The organism is Bacteroides sp. An51A (assembly GCF_002161565.1).
Classification (GTDB): domain Bacteria; phylum Bacteroidota; class Bacteroidia; order Bacteroidales; family Bacteroidaceae; genus Phocaeicola; species Phocaeicola intestinalis.
Genome location: NZ_NFIC01000002.1, coordinates 355879 through 375662 on the forward strand (window position 1 = coordinate 355879; position 19784 = coordinate 375662).

The window sequence follows — 19784 nt, forward strand, 5'->3', positions numbered from 1 at the left end:
ATGGAAGTAAGAATTCAATCCATTCATTTCGATGCATCTGAGAGACTGGAAGCTTTTATTCAGAAGAAAGCAGAGAAACTTGAAAGATTTTGCGATAATATAAAGAAAGTAGAGGTGTCTTTGAAGGTGGTAAAGCCGGAGACAGCTATGAATAAGGAAGCTGGCGTGCGCGTATTGGCGCTGAATACCGAGTTTTACGCAGAAAAAGTAAGTGATACATTTGAAGAATCGATAGACGTATGCATGGATGCATTGTCTAAGCAATTGCTGAAAGTAAAAGAAAAACAGCAAGGGAAATAAAAAAATCACGCTAAAAGTTTTGTGATTCAAAAAATATATCTAACTTTGCAGCCGCTAAGCCACGATAGATAGCCGCGTGGCTGCAAAGTTTAATCTTGCCTCTTTAGCTCAGTTGGCCAGAGCACGTGATTTGTAATCTCGGGGTCGTTGGTTCGAATCCGACAAGAGGCTCAGAAGAAAGAAAGTTGGGCAAATACCAGAGTGGCCAAATGGGGCAGACTGTAAATCTGCTGGCTTACGCCTTCGGTGGTTCGAATCCATCTTTGCCCACTGATTTGCGGAAGTAGCTCAGTCGATAGAGCATTAGCCTTCCAAGCTGAGGGTCGCGGGTTTGAGTCCCGTCTTCCGCTCTTCTTTTCTTCTTTTGCTGTTATAGCTCAGCGGTAGAGCACTTCCTTGGTAAGGAAGAGGTCCCGGGTTCAAGTCCCGGTAACAGCTCGCGAATATGTAAAGCTGATTATTAATCAAAATAAATAAGTAAAGCTATGGCTAAAGAGAAATTTGAACGCACCAAACCCCATGTGAACATTGGTACGATTGGTCACGTAGACCACGGAAAAACAACTTTGACTGCTGCTATTACTAAGGTCTTGGCAGAAAGAGGTTTCACTAAAGCTGACGAAATCAAGTCTTTCGATCAGATTGATAACGCTCCGGAAGAAAAGGAACGTGGTATTACTATCAATACTTCTCACGTAGAATATGAAACTGCAAATCGTCACTATGCACACGTAGACTGTCCGGGACACGCCGACTATGTGAAGAACATGGTAACTGGTGCTGCTCAGATGGATGGTGCGATCATCGTAGTTGCTGCAACTGATGGTCCGATGCCTCAGACTCGTGAACACATCCTGTTGGCTCGTCAGGTAAACGTTCCGCGTTTGGTTGTATTCTTGAACAAATGCGATATGGTTGATGACGAAGAAATGTTGGAACTGGTAGAAATGGAAATGCGCGAACTGCTGTCATTCTATGACTACGACGGTGACAATACTCCTATCATCCGTGGTTCTGCACTGGGTGCATTGAACGGCGTGAAGGAATGGGAAGACAAGGTTATCGAACTGATGGAAGCTGTTGACAACTGGATTCCTCTGCCTCCGCGTGATGTTGATAAACCGTTCTTGATGCCGGTTGAAGACGTATTCTCAATCACAGGTCGTGGTACTGTAGCTACCGGACGTATTGAAGCTGGTCGCGTAAAAGTAGGTGACGAAGTTGAAATCTTGGGTCTGGGTGAGGATAAGAAATCAGTTGTAACTGGTGTTGAAATGTTCCGCAAGATCTTGGATGAAGGCGAAGCTGGTGATAACGTAGGTCTGTTGCTCCGTGGTATCGACAAGAACGAAATCAAACGTGGTATGATTTTGTGTCACCCGGGTCAGGTTAAGGCTCACTCTAAGTTCAAAGCTGAGGTTTATATCCTGAAGAAAGAAGAAGGTGGTCGTCACACTCCGTTCCACAATCACTATCGTCCTCAGTTCTATCTGCGTACTATGGACTGTACAGGTGAAATTACTTTGCCGGAAGGAACAGACATGGTAATGCCGGGTGATAACGTAACTATCACTGTAGAATTGATTTACCCGGTTGCATTGAACGTAGGTTTGCGTTTCGCTATCCGTGAAGGTGGACGTACAGTAGGTGCAGGTCAGATTACTGAAATTCTTGACTAATTAAAGGAAATCATTGAATTAAGATAGATAGTTCCCGGATTCATTTTCGGGAACTATTTTTACGGGAATAGCTCAGTTGGTAGAGCATCGGTCTCCAAAACCGAGTGTCGGGAGTTCGAGTCTCTCTTCCCGTGCTAAATTTGAAAACTATGTTTAAAAAGATAACGAATTATTGTAAAGAATCTTACGACGAACTAGTCCATAAAGTATCTTGGCCTACTCGTAAAGAACTTTCTAGTAGTGCAGTAGTTGTTTTATATGCTTCCCTGCTTATTGCACTCGTTGTTTTTCTTATGGATTCTGCCTTCCAGTTCATTATGGAAGATGTTATCTATCCGCACTAATTAACAGTTGAAGAAAATGTCTGAGGTTGAAAAGAAATGGTACGTACTTCGTGCCGTGAGTGGTAAGGAAACCAAGGTGAAAGAGTATATCGAAGCAGAAATGCGGAATACGAACCTTGGCGAATACGTATCTCAGGTATTGATTCCTACGGAGAAAGTCTATCAGGTTCGCAATGGTAAGAAAATTGTGAAAGAGCGGACTTATCTTCCCGGTTATGTCTTGATAGAAGCTGCGTTGGTTGGTGAAGTGGCTCATCATTTGAGAAACATTACCAATGTAATCGGTTTCTTAGGAGGACTGGATCATCCGGTACCATTAAGACAATCGGAAGTAAATCGGATACTGGGTACGGTGGATGAACTGCAGGAGGCAAGTGAGGACACAAACATTCCTTATGTTGTAGGAGAAACAGTAAAGGTTTCTGTCGGACCGTTCAGCGGATTCAGTGGTGTCATTGAAGAAGTGAGTACGGAAAAGCGGAAATTGAAAGTGATGGTCAAAATATTCGGGCGGAAGACTCCGCTTGAGTTGGGCTTTACGGATGTGGAAAAGGAATAAGACATCTTGTTACGTGTCGTTATTCTATTCGTTAATCATTTATATTAAAAACTAAGAAAATGGCTAAAGAAGTTGCTGGACTAATCAAATTACAGATTAAAGGAGGCGCTGCAAATCCATCACCTCCCGTTGGACCTGCCTTGGGTTCGAAGGGTATCAACATTATGGAGTTTTGCAAGCAATTCAACGCCAGGACCCAGGACAAGGCAGGTAAGGTATTGCCTGTTATTATTACCTACTACACAGACAAGTCTTTTGACTTCGTAATCAAAACTCCTCCTGTGGCTATTCAGCTGCTTGAGGCTGCGAAGATTAAGAGTGGTTCTGCTGAGCCGAATCGTAAGAAAGTCGCTGAATTGACTTGGGATCAGATTCGTGCAATCGCTCAGGATAAGTTGGTTGACTTGAACTGCTTTACTATTGAGGCTGCCATGACTATGGTAGCAGGAACAGCTAGAAGTATGGGTATCGCTGTAAAAGGTGACTTCCCGGGTAAATAACAAATAAACTTCAATTAATAATGGGTAAACTGACAAAAAATCAAAAGTTGGCTGCAGAAAAAATTGAAGCAGGGAAAGCATACTCACTGAAAGAAGCTTCGGAACTGGTAAAAGAAATTACTTTCGCCAAATTTGATTCTTCAGTTGATATCGACGTACGTTTAGGTGTGGATCCTCGTAAAGCTAACCAGATGGTAAGAGGTGTTGTATCTTTGCCTCATGGGACAGGTAAACAGGTTCGTGTGCTTGTATTGTGTACGCCGGATGCTGAAGCTGCTGCAAAAGAAGCTGGCGCTGACTATGTTGGTCTTGATGAATATATTGAAAAGATCAAAGGTGGATGGACAGATGTTGATGTAATCATCACAATGCCTTCTATCATGGGTAAGATCGGTGCTCTCGGTCGTGTACTTGGTCCTCGTGGATTGATGCCGAATCCGAAGAGCGGAACTGTGACTATGGATGTAGCTAAGGCTGTTAAGGAGGTTAAGCAAGGTAAGATTGACTTTAAGGTAGACAAGAGCGGTATCGTTCATACTTCTATCGGCAAGATTTCTTTCACTTCTGACCAAATCCGTGAAAATGCGAAAGAATTTATCGCTACTATCATCAAATTGAAACCGGCAGCAGCTAAGGGTACTTATATCAAGAGTATTTATCTTTCAAGTACTATGAGTAAGGGTATTAAAATCGACCCGAAATCAGTAGATGAAATACAATAAACTAAGGAGGAGTCATGAGAAAGGAAGATAAAGGCGTAATTATAGGTCAATTAGCTGATACCGTAAAGCAGTATGGACATTTCTACCTGGTAGATACTACAGCTATGGATGCTGCTGCTACCAGTGATTTGCGTAGAAAGTGCTATAAGGCCGGTATTAAGATGGTTGTTGTGAAGAATTCTTTGCTTCACAAGGCTTTGCTGAGCATGGAAGATGTTGATTATTCACCGTTATTCGATTCTTTGAAGGGTACTACGGCAGTCATGTTTACTGAGGTTGCCAATGTCCCGGCAAAATTGTTGAAAGAATACAAAGACGGTGTTCCTTCATTGAAAGCTGCATATGCAGAAGAAGGTTTCTATGTAGGAGCAGAACAACTCGATGCTTTGGCAACTATCAAGAGTAAGAACGAAGTCATTGCAGATATTATTGCTTTGTTGCAATCGCCTGCGAAGAATGTTATTTCTGCTCTTCAATCAGGTGGAAACACCATTCACGGCGTTCTTCAGACGCTTGCAGAACGTCCCGAATAACAACTTTAATATTTTTCAATTAGTAACAAACAATTAAATTCATACAAAAATGGCAGATTTGAAAGCTTTTGCAGAACAATTAGTTAACTTGACAGTAAAAGAAGTTAATGAACTTGCAACTATCCTTAAAGAAGAATATGGTATTGAACCTGCTGCAGCTGCTGTAGCTGTTGCTGCTGGTCCTGCTGCTGGTGCTGCTGCTGCAGCTGAAGAAAAAACTTCATTCGATGTAGTTTTGAAGAGCGCAGGTGCTGCTAAATTGCAGGTAGTTAAAGCAGTGAAAGAAGCTTGTGGCCTGGGTCTGAAAGAAGCAAAAGACTTGGTTGACGGAGCTCCTAGCACTGTAAAAGAAGGTTTGGCTAAAGACGAAGCTGAATCATTGAAGAAAACTTTGGAAGCTGCTGGAGCTGAAGTTGAACTCAAATAATATTTGCCTGTTTAACAGGTATTTCGGTTAAGAATCCTCATAGGAGGATTCTTAACCTTTTTGCGTCTACACAGGTTTTACTCCTGAAATTAATAAATTAACTCCATACAGATGTCTTCTAATACAAATAACCAACGAATTAATTTTGCTTCAATCAAGAATCCGATGAAGTATCCGGATTTCTTGGAAGTTCAGTTGAAGTCATTTCAAGACTTTTTGCAGTTGAATACACCGCCCGAGAAACGCAAGAACGACGGCTTGTATAAAGTTTTTGCTGAAAATTTCCCCATTGCGGATACGCGTAACAATTTCGTATTAGAGTTTCTCGATTATTATATCGACCCGCCTCACTATTCGATTGATGAATGTTTGGAGCGTGGGCTGACTTATAGTGTTCCTTTGAAGGCGAAGTTGAAGCTCTATTGTACCGATCCCGATCATGAAGACTTTGACACCGTTATTCAGGATGTGTATTTAGGTCCTATTCCCTATATGACTCCTAAAGGGACTTTTGTTATCAATGGAGCTGAACGTGTGGTTGTTTCTCAGTTGCATCGTTCTCCAGGTGTGTTCTTCGGTCAAAGTATCCATGCCAACGGGACTAAACTTTATTCTGCCCGTATTATTCCATTTAAAGGTTCATGGATTGAATTTGCAACAGACATTAATAATGTCATGTATGCTTACATCGACCGTAAAAAGAAATTACCAGTTACCACGCTGTTGCGCGCTGTTGGATTTGAGAATGACAAAGACATTCTTGAAATATTTAATCTCGCCGAAGACATAAAGGTGAACAAGGCCAATCTGAAGAAAATAATCGGACGTAAGTTGGCAGCGCGTGTATTGAAGACATGGACGGAAGACTTTGTAGATGAAGACACTGGTGAAGTAGTTTCTATTGAACGTAACGAAGTCGTTATTGACCGTGAAACGATTATTGAACCTGAGCATATTGATTTGATATTGGAATCGGGTGTTCAGAATATTCTGATTCATAACGAGGAAGCGAATGCTTCTGATTATTCCATCATCTTCAATACATTGCAGAAGGACCCGAGTAATTCGGAAAAGGAAGCGGTGTTGTATATTTATCGTCAGTTGCGTAATGCTGACCCTGCGGATGATGCGAGTGCACGTGAAGTAATCAATAATTTGTTCTTCTCGGAAAAGCGTTATGATTTAGGTGAAGTCGGCCGTTACCGAATCAACAAGAAGTTGAATTTGGATACGCCGATGGATGTCAAGGTTTTGACAAAACAAGATATTATCGAGATTATCAAGTATTTGATAGAATTGATTAACTCGAAAGCTGATGTGGATGATATCGACCATTTAAGTAACCGTCGTGTACGTACGGTAGGCGAACAATTGTCCAATCAGTTTGCCATCGGTTTGGCTCGTATGTCTCGTACGATTCGTGAACGTATGAATGTGCGTGATAATGAGGTGTTTACTCCGATAGACTTGATCAATGCGAAGACAATTTCGTCTGTAATCAATTCGTTCTTTGGTACGAATGCATTGTCACAGTTTATGGATCAGACCAACCCGCTGGCTGAAATTACTCATAAGCGTCGTCTGTCGGCATTAGGTCCTGGTGGTTTGTCGCGCGACCGTGCCGGATTTGAAGTGCGTGACGTACATTATACTCATTATGGTCGTTTGTGTCCTATTGAGACTCCTGAAGGACCGAATATCGGTTTGATTTCTTCTCTTTGTGTATATGCGAAGATTAACGACCTTGGATTTATTGTAACTCCGTATCGCAAGGTAGCTGATAGCAAAGTAGACCTTTCACCGGAAGGTATCGAATATTTGTCTGCCGAAGAAGAAGAAGATAAGATTATCGCACAGGGTAATGCGCCGTTGAATGATGACGGAACGTTTATCCGTGATAAGGTAAAAGCGCGTCGGGATGCAGATTATCCGGTGGTAACTCCCGATCAGGTGGAATTGATGGACGTTTCTCCACAGCAGATTGCCTCTATTGCTGCTTCGTTGATTCCTTTCTTGGAACACGATGACGCAAACCGTGCATTGATGGGATCGAACATGATGCGCCAGGCTGTGCCTTTGTTGCGTACAGAGGCTCCGATTGTAGGTACAGGTATTGAAAAGCAGCTGTGCGAAGATTCTCGTACACAGATTGCGGCTGAAGGAGATGGAGTCATTGAGTTTGTAGATGCTACTACTATTCGTGTATTATATGACCGTACCGAGGATGAAGAATTTGTAAGCTTCGAACCGGCATTGAAAGAATATCGTATTCCGAAATTCCGTAAGACCAACCAAAGCATGACTATTGACTTGCGTCCGATATGTAGCAAAGGACAGCGTGTGAAGAAAGGCGATATCTTAACGGAAGGATATTCTACGGCAAATGGCGAGTTGGCTTTAGGCAAGAACTTGCTGGTGGCTTATATGCCGTGGAAGGGATACAACTATGAGGATGCTATCGTATTGAATGAACGCATGGTGCGCGAAGATATTCTTACTTCTGTGCATGTGGATGAATATATCCTGGAAGTGCGTGAAACAAAACGAGGCATGGAGGAACTGACTTCGGATATTCCGAACGTAAGTGAGGAAGCTACTAAAGACTTGGATGAAAATGGTATCGTACGTATCGGTGCCCGTATTGAACCGGGTGATATCCTGATTGGTAAGATTACTCCGAAAGGTGAATCGGACCCGTCGCCGGAAGAGAAACTGTTGCGTGCTATTTTCGGTGATAAGGCAGGTGATGTGAAAGATGCTTCACTGAAAGCTTCTCCTTCATTGCGTGGAGTAGTCATTGACAAGAAATTGTATTCTCGTGTTATTAAGACTCGTAGTGAGAAGAATGCTGACAAGCAGATTCTTCCAAAATTGAATGAAGAGTTTGAAGAAAAGGCTGCAGCTCTGAAAGAAATTCTTATAGAGAAGCTGTTGGTATTGACAGACGAGAAAGTTTCACAGGGTGTGAAAGACTATTTGGGTACAGAAGTAATTGCCAAAGGTGCGAAGTTTACCAAGCATGATTTGGAATCTTTGGACTATACGGTTGTCCAGTTAAGCAAGTGGACGGCAGATGCTCATAAGAACGATATGATTCGCGATTTGGTAATGAATTATCTGAAGAAATATAAAGAACTTGATGCCGAGTTGAAGCGTAAGAAGTTTGCTTTGACTATCGGTGATGAACTTCCTTCGGGTATTATCCAAATGGCAAAAGTATATATTGCAAAGAAACGTAAGATTGGTGTGGGTGATAAGATGGCAGGTCGTCACGGTAACAAAGGTATTGTATCGCGTGTAGTCCGTCAGGAGGATATGCCGTTCCTTGCTGATGGTACCCCGGTAGATATCGTATTGAACCCGTTGGGTGTGCCTTCTCGTATGAATATCGGTCAGATTTTTGAAGCTGTACTGGGACGTGCCGGTAAGGAATTGGGCGTGAAATTTGCTACTCCGATTTTTGACGGTGCTACTTTGGATGATTTGGACAAATGGACAGACAAGGCAGGCTTGCCACGTTATTGCAAGACATATTTGTATGATGGTGGTACAGGAGAACAGTTCGACCAGCCTGCTACAGTCGGTGTGACATATATGTTGAAATTAGGTCACATGGTAGAAGACAAGATGCATGCGCGTTCTATCGGTCCGTACTCTTTGATTACTCAACAGCCGCTTGGTGGTAAAGCACAGTTTGGTGGTCAGCGTTTCGGAGAAATGGAGGTTTGGGCAATTGAGGCATTCGGTGCGGCTCATGTCCTTCAGGAGATTCTGACCATTAAGTCGGATGATGTAGTAGGACGTTCGAAAGCATATGAAGCAATCGTAAAAGGCGAGCCGATGCCTACTCCGGGTATCCCTGAGTCTTTGAATGTGTTGTTGCATGAGCTGAGAGGTCTTTGCTTGAGTATTACATTGGAATAATAGTTAATTTTGAAATTAAGAAAGTATGGCTTTTAGAAAAGATACTAAGGTAAAAAGTAATTTCTCCAAAATTACGATTGGACTGGCATCACCCGAAGAAATCTTGGAAAATTCGTACGGTGAAGTGCTTAAGCCCGAAACTATCAATTACCGTACTTATAAGCCGGAACGTGACGGTTTGTTTTGCGAACGTATTTTCGGTCCGGTAAAAGACTACGAATGCCATTGCGGTAAATACAAACGTATCCGTTATAAAGGAATCGTGTGCGACCGATGCGGTGTGGAAGTGACCGAAAAGAAAGTGCGCCGTGAGCGTAGCGGGCACATTCAGTTGGTGGTTCCGGTGGCTCATATCTGGTATTTCCGTTCTTTGCCCAATAAAATCGGTTATTTGCTAGGGTTACCCACCAAGAAACTGGATGCTATTATTTATTACGAACGTTATGTTGTCATACAGCCGGGGGTCAAGGCAGAAGACGGTGTTAATCAATATGATTTATTGTCGGAAGAAGAGTATCTTGATATTTTGGATACTCTTCCGAAAGATAATCAATATTTGGAAGATACCGACCCGAATAAGTTCATTGCCAAGATGGGAGCAGAAGCTATCTATGATTTGCTTATCCGTCTTGATTTGGATGCGCTTTCATACGAGTTGCGCCATAAGGCGAACAATGACTCTTCGCAACAGCGTAAGAACGAGGCATTGAAACGTCTGCAGGTAGTAGAATCTTTCCGTGCTTCACGTGGACGCAACAAGCCTGAATGGATGATTGTTCGTATTGTACCGGTTATTCCGCCTGAACTTCGTCCGTTGGTTCCGCTGGATGGTGGACGTTTCGCCACTTCCGACTTGAATGATTTGTATCGTCGTGTGATTATCCGTAACAATCGTCTGAAACGATTGATTGAAATCAAGGCTCCTGAAGTGATTTTGCGTAATGAAAAGCGTATGTTACAAGAGGCTGTCGATTCATTATTTGATAATTCACGGAAATCAAGTGCGGTGAAGACTGATTCAAACCGTCCTTTGAAATCTTTATCGGATAGTTTGAAAGGTAAGCAAGGACGTTTCCGTCAGAACTTGTTGGGTAAACGTGTCGATTATTCAGCACGTTCGGTTATTGTTGTAGGACCGGAGTTGAAAATGGGTGAATGCGGTATTCCCAAGTTGATGGCTGCCGAATTGTACAAGCCGTTTATTATCCGTAAGTTGATTGAGCGTGGTATAGTCAAGACCGTGAAATCGGCAAAGAAGATTGTCGACCGTAAGGAAGCGGTGATTTGGGATATCCTTGAGCATGTAATGAAAGGTCATCCGGTACTATTGAACCGTGCACCGACACTGCACCGTCTGGGTATTCAGGCATTCCAGCCGAAGATGATTGAAGGTAAGGCTATTCAGTTGCATCCATTGGCTTGTACGGCATTCAATGCTGACTTTGACGGTGACCAGATGGCTGTTCATTTGCCTTTAAGTAACGAAGCTGTATTGGAAGCCCAACTATTGATGCTTCAATCGCATAATATCTTGAATCCTGCCAATGGGGCGCCTATTACCGTGCCTGCACAGGATATGGTATTGGGACTCTATTATATTACTAAACTCCGTAAGGGAGCTAAAGGTGAAGGATTGATTTTCTACGGTCCGGAAGAAGCGATGATTGCTTATAATGAAGGAAAGGTAGACATTCATGCTATCATCAGTGTGGTGGCAAACGACCTTGACGAGAATGGCAACATTGTTAAGAAGATGATTAAGGAAACTTCTGTCGGCCGTGTCATTGTCAATGAGTTGGTTCCGGACGAATGCGGTTATCTGAATACCATTATTTCGAAAAAATCCTTGCGCGACATCATCAGCGATGTTATCAAGAAGGTCGGTGTGGCACGTGCCTGTGACTTCCTGGATGGCATCAAGAACCTGGGTTACCAGAAAGCATTTGAGGGAGGTTTGTCGTTTAACTTGGGCGATATCATCATTCCGAAGGAAAAAGAAGAACTTGTAAAACGCGGTAATGAAGAAATTGAACAAATCACGATGAACTATAATATGGGTTTCATTACCGATAACGAGCGTTATAATCAGGTTATCGATACATGGACTCACGTAAATAGTGATTTATCAGATATCTTGTATAAGACCATTAAGAACGATGACCAAGGTTTCAACTCTGTATTTATGATGTTGGATTCCGGTGCCCGTGGTTCTAAGGAACAGATCCGTCAGTTGTCTGGTATGCGTGGTTTGATGGCGAAGCCGCAGAAGGCAGGTGCCGAAGGCGCACAGATTATCGAAAACCCGATTCTTTCGAACTTTAAGGAAGGTCTTTCGGTGTTGGAATACTTTATTTCTACCCACGGTGCCCGTAAAGGTCTTGCCGATACAGCCTTGAAGACAGCCGATGCCGGATATTTGACCCGTCGTTTGGTTGACGTGTCACACGATGTGATTATCAATGAAGAAGACTGTGGTACCTTGCGTGGTCTGGTTTGTACGGCATTGAAGAACAACGATGAAGTTATCGCTACGCTGTACGAACGCATCTTGGGACGTGTGTCTGTACACGATGTGATTCATCCTACTACCGGAAAGCTGATTGTAGCTTCGGGCGAAGAGATTACCGAAAGCATTGCCGAGGAAATCGAAAACTCTCCGATAGAAAGCGTGGAAATCCGTTCGGTATTGACGTGCGAATCGAAGAAAGGTGTTTGTGCAAAATGTTACGGACGTAATTTGGCTACCAGCCGTATGGTACAGAAAGGTGAAGCAGTGGGTGTCATTGCAGCACAGTCTATTGGTGAACCGGGTACTCAGTTGACTTTGCGTACCTTCCATGCCGGAGGTATCGCAGGCAATATGGCAGCAAATGCAAGTATTGTAGCAAAGAATGACGCACGTCTGGAATTTGAAGAATTGCGTACAGTAGATGCAGTAGAAGAAACTGGCGAACCTGTGAAGATTGTTGTAGGTCGGTTGGCCGAAGTCCGGTTTATCGATGTAAATACAGGCATTGTCTTGTCTACCCACAATGTACCTTACGGTTCTAAGTTGTATGCTTCGGATGGCGAAGTGGTAGAAAAGGGCAAGCTGATTGCGAAGTGGGACCCGTTCAACGCTGTAATCGTAACCGAGGTTTCAGGTAAGATTGCTTTCGAGTCGGTTATCGAAAACGTGACTTATAAAGTGGAATCCGATGAAGCTACCGGTTTGCGTGAAATCATCATTACTGAATCGAAAGATAAAAACAAGATACCTTCGTTGCATATTACCGATGAGAATGGCAACGAAATCCGTACTTATAACTTGCCGGTAGGTGGTCACGTGGTTGTAGAAGACAAACAGACCGTGAAGGCAGGTGATATCTTGGTGAAGATTCCGCGTGCCGTAGGTAAGGCGGGTGATATCACCGGTGGTTTGCCTCGTGTGACTGAGTTGTTCGAAGCACGTAACCCGTCCAATCCTGCCGTAGTATCCGAAATCGACGGTGAGGTGACGATGGGTAAGATTAAACGTGGTAACCGTGAAATTATTGTGACTTCGAAGACGGGTGATGTAAAGAAGTACCTTGTTGCATTGTCTAAGCAGATTCTGGTACAGGAAAATGACTATGTACGTGCTGGTACACCGTTGTCCGATGGTGCCATTACGCCTGCCGACATCTTGGCTATCAAGGGACCTACGGCTGTACAGGAATACATCGTTAATGAAATCCAGGATGTGTACCGTCTGCAGGGTGTGAAGATTAACGACAAGCACTTTGAGATTATCGTACGCCAGATGATGCGTAAGGTACAGATTGACGAGCCGGGAGATACCCGTTTCTTGGAGCAACAGGTGGTAGACCGTCTGGAATTCAACGAAGAGAACGACCGTATCTGGGGCAAGAAAGTTGTGGTTGACGCAGGTGATTCGCAGAATCTCCAGCCGGGGCAGATTGTTACGGCACGTAAGTTGCGTGACGAGAACAGTATGCTGAAACGCCGCGACCTGAAACCGGTGGAAGTACGTGATGCTGTTCCGGCAACTTCTACGCAGATTCTGCAAGGTATTACCCGTGCCGCATTGCAGACTTCCAGCTTCATGTCGGCTGCATCCTTCCAGGAAACGACGAAGGTGCTCAACGAAGCTGCTATCAATGGTAAGGTAGACCGTTTGGAAGGTATGAAGGAAAATGTGATTTGCGGTCACTTGATTCCTGCAGGTACCGGACAGCGCGAGTTCGATAAGATTATTGTAGGTTCGAAAGAGGAATACGACCGTATCCTTGCCAACAAGAAGAATGTGCTTGACTATAACGAAGTAGAATAATCATTATCTCTTTGGTGTTTATCATAGAAAGCTCCCGCCCGTCAAGGGGTAGGGAGCTTTTTTGGTAGTACGCTCGGCATGAGTATTAGCTAACGGGTGCAAGTCCCTAATGAGCCCTAAAGAAAACTACTTCGTTTTCCTCCTACTCGATTCCATGCGAGTTGGGGATGGAGGATGCCGGAGACACCAAGTGGGGCAATTTATATGATTCGGCAAATAGTCAATGCAGGCACGCATACATATCGTTGCACAGCCTCGCGAAAGTATATGCGTGAAGCTGTGCATATACTTTCACAGGTAGGGTATACAGCGTTACAATTGTAACGGGGAAAATTTTTTTGCTTCTACAAATTGTTTGGCAAAATGCAGAAGTTTTGTATTTTCGCACGCCAAATACAAGTAATTAAACGGAATAGAAATATGAAACGATTGCTTAGCTTGGTTGCGTTCTTCAGCCTTGTGCTATGCTGCTATGCGCAGTCCGTTTATTCGGGCAAGGTGATGGACGAGAAGGACCAATCTCTTTCGTATGCCAATGTAGTATTGTTATTCCTTCCTGATTCCGCTTTCGTGACGGGAACGGTAAGTGATGAAAGTGGAAGTTTTACTTTAAAGGCAAATCAAAACGACTTGTTGCTCCGTGTTTCCTCTATCGGTTATACTACCATATATAATAAGGTAGAGAAACCGGACTTGGGAACCATTCGATTGATGCCCGATGCCCAGCTATTAGGCGAAGTGGTGGTAAAGGGTGATTTGCCCAAAATACAGTTGAAAGGCGATGCACAGGTAACGAATGTGCAAAACACCATCTTGGAGAAGGCAGGCACAGGCAATGACTTGTTGAACAAACTTCCGGGAGTGTTGGCAGAAGAAGGTACGGTAAATGTCTTTGGAGCGGGTGAGCGGAAATCTATATCAACGGGCGCAAGATGCGCAATGCTTCGGAGCTGGACCAGCTTTCTTCGGATAATGTGAAGCGAGTGGAGGTGGTGCGCAATCCCGGTGCACGTTATGATGCGACGGTGAAAGCCGTGGTGCGTATCTATACCCGAAAATCGCAGGGCGAAGGATTCGGTTTCGATAACCGCTTTTCCACTTATTACAAGTATGGCTGGATGGTGCTCGACCAGTTCAATTTCAATTACCGTAAGGATAAGTTCGATTTAGGGGAATGCTGTATGGAGCGAATACGCGCGGAGGGGACGACAAGACGTGGTGACTGAGATCTTTCTTGATAAGGTGTGGAGGCAGTCGAACGCTTTGCGTCCCCGGGGCACGACCAGGATTTGATCGCCATGCTTTCGCTCAATTACCAGTTGGACGAAAATCATTCGCTGGGTATGTGTTACGAGTTCGACCGCAAACCCCGGTATATGTGGAACATTGATTCATACGCCGAGGTGACCCAAGATGAAGTACTTTATGAGGAGAATGTCAGCACAGGCTGGCAGAACCGTCCCGGAACCAGCCATTCGTTGAATGTTTACTATAACGGGCAGGTGGGCGACTGGAATATCGACTTCAATGCCGACGGGCTTTGGTCGTACCGGAAGATGTTGCAGGATATGAGCAAAAGATATACCTTGGCGGGTGAGGATGCACAGGAGTAGCGTGTCACCAGTTATAACAAGGACGAGAATACCCTTTATGCCGCCAAGCTGGTGGTGAGCCGTCCGTTGTGGCAGGGCAATCTTTCGTTTGGAGGTGAATATACTTATACCGACCGCATCAATAATTATGTCAATGAGCAAGGCATCCTCAACGATGACCATAGCAATATCCGCGAAGATGCCGTTTCGGCTTTCGTGGAATATGCCCGCCGTTTCGGTCAGGTGTACGTTACGAGCACTTGGTTTCTGATTACTACGAAAACGGTGTCCGTATCGATGAACAAAGCCGTACGTACGACAATGTGTTCCCTTCCTTTTCGCTTGCAATGCCTGTGGGAAAGGCGGAACTTTCGCTCAGCTATACTTCGAAGAGTAAGTATAAAGGTACAGGTGTAGGTCAGGAGCAGTGGAGCCGGATGTGAGTTTAAGTTTTTGAGTTTTTAAGTTTTTGAGTTCCTTTGATGTTTAACTCAAGAACTTACGAACTTAAAAACTCAAGAACTAAAAAACTTACAAACTAACCTACAGGCTGTTGATTTCTTCTTCGGACAATCCGCTGCATTCGGCAATTATGTTGATTGCAACTCCTTTAGCCTTCAGGCTTTGCGCCATTTCAATTGCTTTTTTCTTTGCTCCTTCTTTCCGTCCTTTTTCAAGTCCTTTTTCAAGTCCTTCTTTCCGTCCTTTTTCAATACCGCTTTTCTCTCCTTTCTTAAACCCTTTCTTTTCACCTTTCAGTTCTGCCGTATCAATGGTATTTTTCCAGTCACGATATGTTTTCAAGCTTTCCTCGTAATTGTCGTATTCGGTCTTGGTGAACTTGGCGATTTCTGCGGCTTCGAATAGCTTGGTGAAGATGCGTTCCTGCAGGGCTTTGGGGCGTTCCATCAGGCGTGAGAGGTTGCGCAACACGAAGAGCCATTTCTCGAACATGCCGTTCAGTTCTTCTTCGCTTTTATTGAACTTGGGCATTTCCAGGTAAATGAATGTCAGCTTGTCATAAAACACTTCTTTGGTCCGGGTGTCCATGAGCTTCACTTCGTGGTGATAAAAATCATCGCTCTGCTCGTCGAAAGTGAAGTTGAGGATGCCGATGACATATACGGCTTTCAGCCGGTAGTTCCATTCGCCTTTCTGTCCCTGTTCGCGGATGGGGAAGGTGGCGTAATACAAGCTTCGATCCTTGAAGAACTGCTGCTCTCCCCGCTGCATTTCTACCAGTATCTTCTCTCCTTTTTCATTTTCGCAATACACATCGAACACCGCCTTGCGGTCTGCCTCGCCGGTGCCTAAATGCTCCGTATTGAGGTAGGTCAGGTCTTTCACCACTTCTTTTCCGTGCAGGAGGCTGTTGATGAAGCTGATGAGCAGGTCCTTGTTTATTTCGGTACCGAACAGCTTCTTGAATCCGAAGTCGGTATAGGGGTTGACGTATCTGTCGCTGAGTTCTCTTCTGTCCATAATTGCCGATGTTTTAGGAATGTAACGTATGCAAATATAGTATTTTTTTCGTAATTTGCGAAGACTGATTTTTTATTTCCTTGTGCCTCTGTCTGTTTGCATTTTAATTGTATCTTTGCAAGCATAAAAGGACAAGCCATGAAACCGAATGCCGTAACCTGCCTATTGTTGATTTTTTGTGTGATGAACCTGTTCTTCGGCTGCTCTCAGCGGAAAGCCGCCCCTTTGCCCGAACTGGAGCGGGCGGAAGCGGTGATGTTCGACCATCCCGACAGTGCCTTGCGTATTTTAGAATCTATGCCCATGCCTGCGGATAAGGGGCAGCATGCCTTGTGGTGCCTGCTGGTGACGCAAGCGGAATGCAAACAGTTTCCTGCTTCTTCTGATTCGCTTCTTCGTATTGCATACGATTATTACAAGCCTACCGATAATGCCCGGCGCAAGGCTATGGCGGCACTTTATATGGGTACGATAAACTATCAATTGCGTAAGGCAGAGGAAGCACAGGCTTTCTATCTGGAAGCAGCAACGGAAGTGGAGAAAACTTCCGACTTCAAATTGGGATATTTAATCATGTCCGGTTTAGGTAATCTTTATCTGTTTCGCAATTTACCGGATGAAGCATTGGAAGCCTGTCAGACAGCGTATGAGTATGCAGTCAAAGCCTCTTATAAACGCTATGAAATAGCTTCATTACGTTTTTTAGCCAGATGCTACACTTTAAAGACAAATTTCGACAAGGCACTTTCATGTTATGAGCAGGCTTTAGAGTTGGCAGATAGTCTGAATTTAGATTATTTTTATTATTCCATAAAAAGTGGTCTGGCTGAAATTTACTCGCTTTTAGGGCAATACGAGAAAGCCATAACATTAGAAAAGGAAGCTATAAATGGAAGAGGGCGTCCATTTGCCCAGGCTTATTATGGATTAGGAGTCAACTATCAGAATTTGCATCAGTACGATTCCGCATATTATTATTTAACAAAAGCATTGAATACTCCGAATATTTATACCCGTGGAGCCATTTACGAAAGTTTATATAAACTGACTGATTATCAACCGTATAGGGAATATATGAAAATTTATGCAGATTCATTGTTGTTTTATAAGGATTCGATTTACATAGTAGATAAGAGTAAGGAAATCATCACTTACAAAAAAAATACGAAAATGAAAAGTTGATCACACAAAACCAGCAGTTAGAATTGGAAAAGGTTTATACTTCCCGTCTGCTTCTCCTACTGATTATTATAGTTTTAGTCCTGCTTGTTTTGTTGGTTTATTTCTATCAGCGGCGGAAAATAGCCATACACGAAAAGGGAGAGGAACTGAACCGTCTGGGCTTGCGGCTTCACGAGCATGAGTCGCTGATGGATCGGAACAACGCTTACATTGCGGAACTGGAAGCGCAGATAGCCGAGGGGCGTGAGGCTTCGGACCAGTTGGGTGAGCAAGAGGAAACGCTTGCCTCCCTACGTAAGGAAAACGATTCCTTGCGCCGTGATGCGGACCGCTTGCGTAAGGAAATGGAGAAGCTCCGCCTCCCTTCGGAAGAGTCAGGAGGTACGGAACGCATCGCCGCAGAACTTCGCCAGACCAGGCAGGAGAACGAGGAGCTCCGCATCCGTATGCTGGAACGATACCCCGAGCTTTCCTCCCTCCATGCCCATCCGGTGTACCTTCAGGCGGAAGGCATGTCACGGCTCCGTCAGATATGCGATACGGTGTACGGGGGCTTTTGCCGGCGCCTCTCGCAATCCGTCCCTTCGCTGAGCGAATACGAGGTGGAGCTGTGCTGCCTGATCAAGCTCCGCTTCACTGTCGGTGAGATAGCCACCCTGCTGGGCATTTCCCCTTCTTCGGTCTCTACCAGCAAGCACCGTGTGAAGAAGAAAATCTATTCGTGCCTCGGCATCACGGACAAGAAGAGCCTGGACTTATGGGCTTGGGAAGCCTGAACATGCCGCATCTGTATAGATTCGGCTTTCCTTAAAATTTGTAATCCGTTTATTATAAGCTGTTTATAGGAACGGTGCTGTATAGATGGATTTCTTGTTTCATCGGATAATACTCTTTAACTTTGCGCCAAACAAAACAAAGACAATCAACCGAAATGAGACAGATTTTATTCTTTTTGCTGTGTCTGTGCGCGGCATCCATCCTTCCGGCGCAGACCTACACGGGCAAGGTGACAGACGAAAAGAACCAGCCCTTGCCCTACGCCAATGTAGTGTTGTTATCCCTTCCCGATTCCGCTTTTGTGACGGGAACGGTGAGTGACGAATCGGGTGCTTTTGCCCTAAAGACGAACCGGGACAATCTGCTGCTCCGGATTTCCTCTATCGGTTATGCTACTATATATAATAAGGTAACGTGAGTTCGATGAATTTAGAATAAGGCAAGCTGTGTATCCAATGTGCGTTGTACATGGATGCAAGGCTTTTTAGGGAACACGCAATAAGCGGCAATTGCCCCAAGCATGTTTACTATGAAATTCTCAAAACTCCTGTGCCTTGAATGCTCCACTTGTGCGATGTTTTTCAATTCGTCATTCACGGTTTCAATTATAGCCCTCTTTCTGAGAAGAAGCTTGTCTGAGACACTCATCAACGCACCTTTCATGTTGCTTTTCAATTTTGTGATAAGTTGTATGCCATCGACAAAGAGCCTTTGGAAGAGATTCTTTCCGATATAGCCTTTGTCACCGACGAGCTTTCCGTAAATGAATTCAACAAAAGCCTTGTACTCAAGCGGTTTGCGGTCATCTACGTCACCTGGAGTTATCATGAAATTCAAAATCTCGCCCTTCTCGTTGCAAATCAAGTGCAGTTTGAAGCCAAAGAACCATCCCATGGAACATTTGCCTCTTTGCGCAATGCCCTTGAATACTTTGTGGATATGTATCCTTTGGTTCCTGCACACCCTCAACGGAGTGCTGTCGACAAAGCTTATGCCTGTACACTTGCCCAGCAATACCTTCTTTATAAATAAGGCCAAGGGGACGGCAACCTGCTTTTCAAGTTCCACGAAGCGGTTGTAGGAGACAACCTTGGGGAAGAGGTGGCGAAGGTGCTTGCAGACTTTTTCTACATAAAAATGCTTTAGGCAACGATAACCAGAGTCATGAAACAATATCATAATAAGCATAATTTCAGACTTTGACATGGTTGAATCGCGGTGATAAGCACGCTTATTATCAGATTTCAATGTGTATTTCTTCATCATAGCATCAAAAAACTTGCAGAAATCGTCTGCCATACAAAATAATTCTGTAACTTTGTCCTCGGTGATCATAGCGATTATTGTTTGTAAGTCTTTGTATTTTAGCACTATAAAGTTACAGCAATTTTCGCTAATCACCAAATCTTCAAACACTTATATTTCATCGAACTCACGTTAAGGTAGATAAA

At 44.0% G+C, this 19784-nt stretch carries 18 protein-coding genes, 5 tRNA genes and 1 pseudogene; 22 read left to right on the forward strand and 2 right to left on the reverse strand.

What is annotated here, in order from left to right:
* The 19 genes and pseudogenes from raiA (at position 1) to B5G04_RS05160 (ending at position 15335) form a co-directional block, all read left to right on the forward strand.
* Positions 1 to 300 (forward strand): ribosome-associated translation inhibitor RaiA, encoded by a 300-nt coding sequence (gene raiA / locus B5G04_RS05070; RefSeq protein WP_087211356.1) that lies wholly within the window; start codon positions 1 to 3, stop codon positions 298 to 300.
* 97 nt (positions 301 to 397) lie between these two features.
* Positions 398 to 471 (forward strand) — tRNA-Thr (locus B5G04_RS05075).
* A gap of 16 nt (positions 472 to 487) precedes the next feature.
* Positions 488 to 570 (forward strand) — tRNA-Tyr (locus B5G04_RS05080).
* Between the two features lie 7 nt (positions 571 to 577).
* Positions 578 to 650: transfer RNA gene (locus B5G04_RS05085), tRNA-Gly, on the forward strand.
* A gap of 16 nt (positions 651 to 666) precedes the next feature.
* Positions 667 to 738: transfer RNA gene (locus B5G04_RS05090), tRNA-Thr, on the forward strand.
* A gap of 47 nt (positions 739 to 785) precedes the next feature.
* Positions 786 to 1979 carry an elongation factor Tu gene (tuf, locus tag B5G04_RS05095; RefSeq protein WP_087211339.1) on the forward strand — a complete coding sequence of 398 codons (1194 nt, stop codon included), beginning with the start codon at positions 786 to 788 and terminating at the stop codon, positions 1977 to 1979.
* Positions 1980 to 2040: 61 nt separating this feature from the next.
* Positions 2041 to 2113: transfer RNA gene (locus B5G04_RS05100), tRNA-Trp, on the forward strand.
* Positions 2114 to 2128: 15 nt separating this feature from the next.
* A complete protein-coding gene (secE, locus tag B5G04_RS05105; RefSeq protein ID WP_022040815.1) occupies positions 2129 to 2323 on the forward strand; it encodes a preprotein translocase subunit SecE in 195 nt (64 codons plus the stop codon).
* Between the two features lie 16 nt (positions 2324 to 2339).
* The gene (gene nusG / locus B5G04_RS05110) at positions 2340 to 2882 is read left to right on the forward strand and encodes a transcription termination/antitermination protein NusG (protein WP_022040816.1); all 543 of its coding nucleotides are present in this window, start codon (positions 2340 to 2342) and stop codon (positions 2880 to 2882) included.
* A gap of 59 nt (positions 2883 to 2941) precedes the next feature.
* The gene (rplK, locus tag B5G04_RS05115; RefSeq protein ID WP_087396137.1) at positions 2942 to 3382 is read left to right on the forward strand and encodes a 50S ribosomal protein L11; all 441 of its coding nucleotides are present in this window, start codon (positions 2942 to 2944) and stop codon (positions 3380 to 3382) included.
* Positions 3383 to 3402: 20 nt separating this feature from the next.
* The gene (gene rplA / locus B5G04_RS05120) at positions 3403 to 4104 is read left to right on the forward strand and encodes a 50S ribosomal protein L1 (RefSeq protein WP_022040818.1); all 702 of its coding nucleotides are present in this window, start codon (positions 3403 to 3405) and stop codon (positions 4102 to 4104) included.
* A 14-nt stretch (positions 4105 to 4118) separates the two neighbouring features.
* Positions 4119 to 4637, forward strand: a complete 519-nt coding sequence (gene rplJ, locus B5G04_RS05125) for a 50S ribosomal protein L10 (protein ID WP_022040819.1) — start codon at positions 4119 to 4121, stop codon at positions 4635 to 4637.
* Between the two features lie 49 nt (positions 4638 to 4686).
* On the forward strand, positions 4687 to 5064 hold the full coding sequence (rplL, locus tag B5G04_RS05130) for a 50S ribosomal protein L7/L12 (protein WP_022040820.1): 378 nt from the start codon (positions 4687 to 4689) through the stop codon (positions 5062 to 5064).
* 111 nt (positions 5065 to 5175) lie between these two features.
* Positions 5176 to 8988 (forward strand): DNA-directed RNA polymerase subunit beta, encoded by a 3813-nt coding sequence (gene rpoB, locus B5G04_RS05135; RefSeq protein WP_022040821.1) that lies wholly within the window; start codon positions 5176 to 5178, stop codon positions 8986 to 8988.
* Between the two features lie 25 nt (positions 8989 to 9013).
* On the forward strand, positions 9014 to 13300 hold the full coding sequence (gene rpoC, locus B5G04_RS05140) for a DNA-directed RNA polymerase subunit beta' (RefSeq protein ID WP_087396139.1): 4287 nt from the start codon (positions 9014 to 9016) through the stop codon (positions 13298 to 13300).
* A 420-nt stretch (positions 13301 to 13720) separates the two neighbouring features.
* Positions 13721 to 14278, forward strand: a complete 558-nt coding sequence (locus B5G04_RS05145; protein WP_158100051.1) for a carboxypeptidase-like regulatory domain-containing protein — start codon at positions 13721 to 13723, stop codon at positions 14276 to 14278.
* Positions 14233 to 14526: a hypothetical protein gene (locus B5G04_RS05150; RefSeq protein ID WP_022040824.1), complete on the forward strand. Its 294-nt coding sequence runs from the start codon at positions 14233 to 14235 to the stop codon at positions 14524 to 14526. Before B5G04_RS05145 ends, B5G04_RS05150 begins: the two co-directional genes overlap by 46 nt.
* 18 nt (positions 14527 to 14544) lie before the next feature.
* Positions 14545 to 14913, forward strand: coding sequence for a TonB-dependent receptor (locus tag B5G04_RS05155; protein WP_022040825.1), 369 nt, complete (start codon positions 14545 to 14547; stop codon positions 14911 to 14913).
* A 54-nt stretch (positions 14914 to 14967) separates the two neighbouring features.
* Positions 14968 to 15335 (forward strand): annotated as a pseudogene (locus B5G04_RS05160) (outer membrane beta-barrel protein).
* A 100-nt stretch (positions 15336 to 15435) separates the two neighbouring features.
* Here B5G04_RS05160 and B5G04_RS05165 read toward each other — a convergent pair.
* On the reverse strand, positions 15436 to 16374 hold the full coding sequence (locus B5G04_RS05165) for an Rpn family recombination-promoting nuclease/putative transposase (RefSeq protein ID WP_087396145.1): 939 nt from the start codon (positions 16372 to 16374) through the stop codon (positions 15436 to 15438).
* Between the two features lie 138 nt (positions 16375 to 16512).
* Here B5G04_RS05165 and B5G04_RS05170 point away from each other — a divergent pair, with 138 nt between their 5' ends.
* The 3 genes from B5G04_RS05170 (at position 16513) to B5G04_RS05180 (ending at position 18751) form a co-directional block, all read left to right on the forward strand.
* Positions 16513 to 17556, forward strand: coding sequence for a tetratricopeptide repeat protein (locus B5G04_RS05170; RefSeq protein WP_087396147.1), 1044 nt, complete (start codon positions 16513 to 16515; stop codon positions 17554 to 17556).
* Positions 17557 to 17579: 23 nt separating this feature from the next.
* A complete protein-coding gene (locus B5G04_RS05175) occupies positions 17580 to 18332 on the forward strand; it encodes a hypothetical protein (RefSeq protein WP_143270431.1) in 753 nt (250 codons plus the stop codon).
* Positions 18333 to 18487: 155 nt separating this feature from the next.
* On the forward strand, positions 18488 to 18751 hold the full coding sequence (locus tag B5G04_RS05180; RefSeq protein ID WP_087396151.1) for a carboxypeptidase-like regulatory domain-containing protein: 264 nt from the start codon (positions 18488 to 18490) through the stop codon (positions 18749 to 18751).
* Positions 18752 to 18762: 11 nt separating this feature from the next.
* Here the strand turns inward: B5G04_RS05180 and B5G04_RS05185 are convergent, their stop codons facing one another.
* Positions 18763 to 19668, reverse strand: a complete 906-nt coding sequence (locus B5G04_RS05185; protein ID WP_087396154.1) for an IS982 family transposase — start codon at positions 19666 to 19668, stop codon at positions 18763 to 18765.
* Positions 19669 to 19784: the final 116 nt, after the last annotated feature.

Excerpts from the sequence above, each read along its gene's own strand:
- B5G04_RS05185 (WP_087396154.1), bottom strand. The coding sequence starts at position 19,668 with ATGATCACCGAGGACAAAGTTACAGAATTATTTTGTATGGCAGACGAT.
- tuf (WP_087211339.1), top strand. The coding sequence starts at position 786 with ATGGCTAAAGAGAAATTTGAACGCACCAAACCCCATGTGAACATTGGT.
- rplA (WP_022040818.1), top strand. The coding sequence starts at position 3,403 with ATGGGTAAACTGACAAAAAATCAAAAGTTGGCTGCAGAAAAAATTGAA.
- B5G04_RS05165 (WP_087396145.1), bottom strand. The coding sequence starts at position 16,374 with ATGGACAGAAGAGAACTCAGCGACAGATACGTCAACCCCTATACCGAC.
- B5G04_RS05180 (WP_087396151.1), top strand. The coding sequence starts at position 18,488 with ATGAGACAGATTTTATTCTTTTTGCTGTGTCTGTGCGCGGCATCCATC.
- nusG (WP_022040816.1), top strand. The coding sequence starts at position 2,340 with ATGTCTGAGGTTGAAAAGAAATGGTACGTACTTCGTGCCGTGAGTGGT.
- secE (WP_022040815.1), top strand. The coding sequence starts at position 2,129 with ATGTTTAAAAAGATAACGAATTATTGTAAAGAATCTTACGACGAACTA.
- B5G04_RS05150 (WP_022040824.1), top strand. The coding sequence starts at position 14,233 with ATGCGCAATGCTTCGGAGCTGGACCAGCTTTCTTCGGATAATGTGAAG.
- raiA (WP_087211356.1), top strand. The coding sequence starts at position 1 with ATGGAAGTAAGAATTCAATCCATTCATTTCGATGCATCTGAGAGACTG.
- B5G04_RS05145 (WP_158100051.1), top strand. The coding sequence starts at position 13,721 with ATGAAACGATTGCTTAGCTTGGTTGCGTTCTTCAGCCTTGTGCTATGC.
- rplL (WP_022040820.1), top strand. The coding sequence starts at position 4,687 with ATGGCAGATTTGAAAGCTTTTGCAGAACAATTAGTTAACTTGACAGTA.
- rplK (WP_087396137.1), top strand. The coding sequence starts at position 2,942 with ATGGCTAAAGAAGTTGCTGGACTAATCAAATTACAGATTAAAGGAGGC.
- B5G04_RS05170 (WP_087396147.1), top strand. The coding sequence starts at position 16,513 with ATGAAACCGAATGCCGTAACCTGCCTATTGTTGATTTTTTGTGTGATG.
- rplJ (WP_022040819.1), top strand. The coding sequence starts at position 4,119 with ATGAGAAAGGAAGATAAAGGCGTAATTATAGGTCAATTAGCTGATACC.
- rpoB (WP_022040821.1), top strand. The coding sequence starts at position 5,176 with ATGTCTTCTAATACAAATAACCAACGAATTAATTTTGCTTCAATCAAG.
- rpoC (WP_087396139.1), top strand. The coding sequence starts at position 9,014 with ATGGCTTTTAGAAAAGATACTAAGGTAAAAAGTAATTTCTCCAAAATT.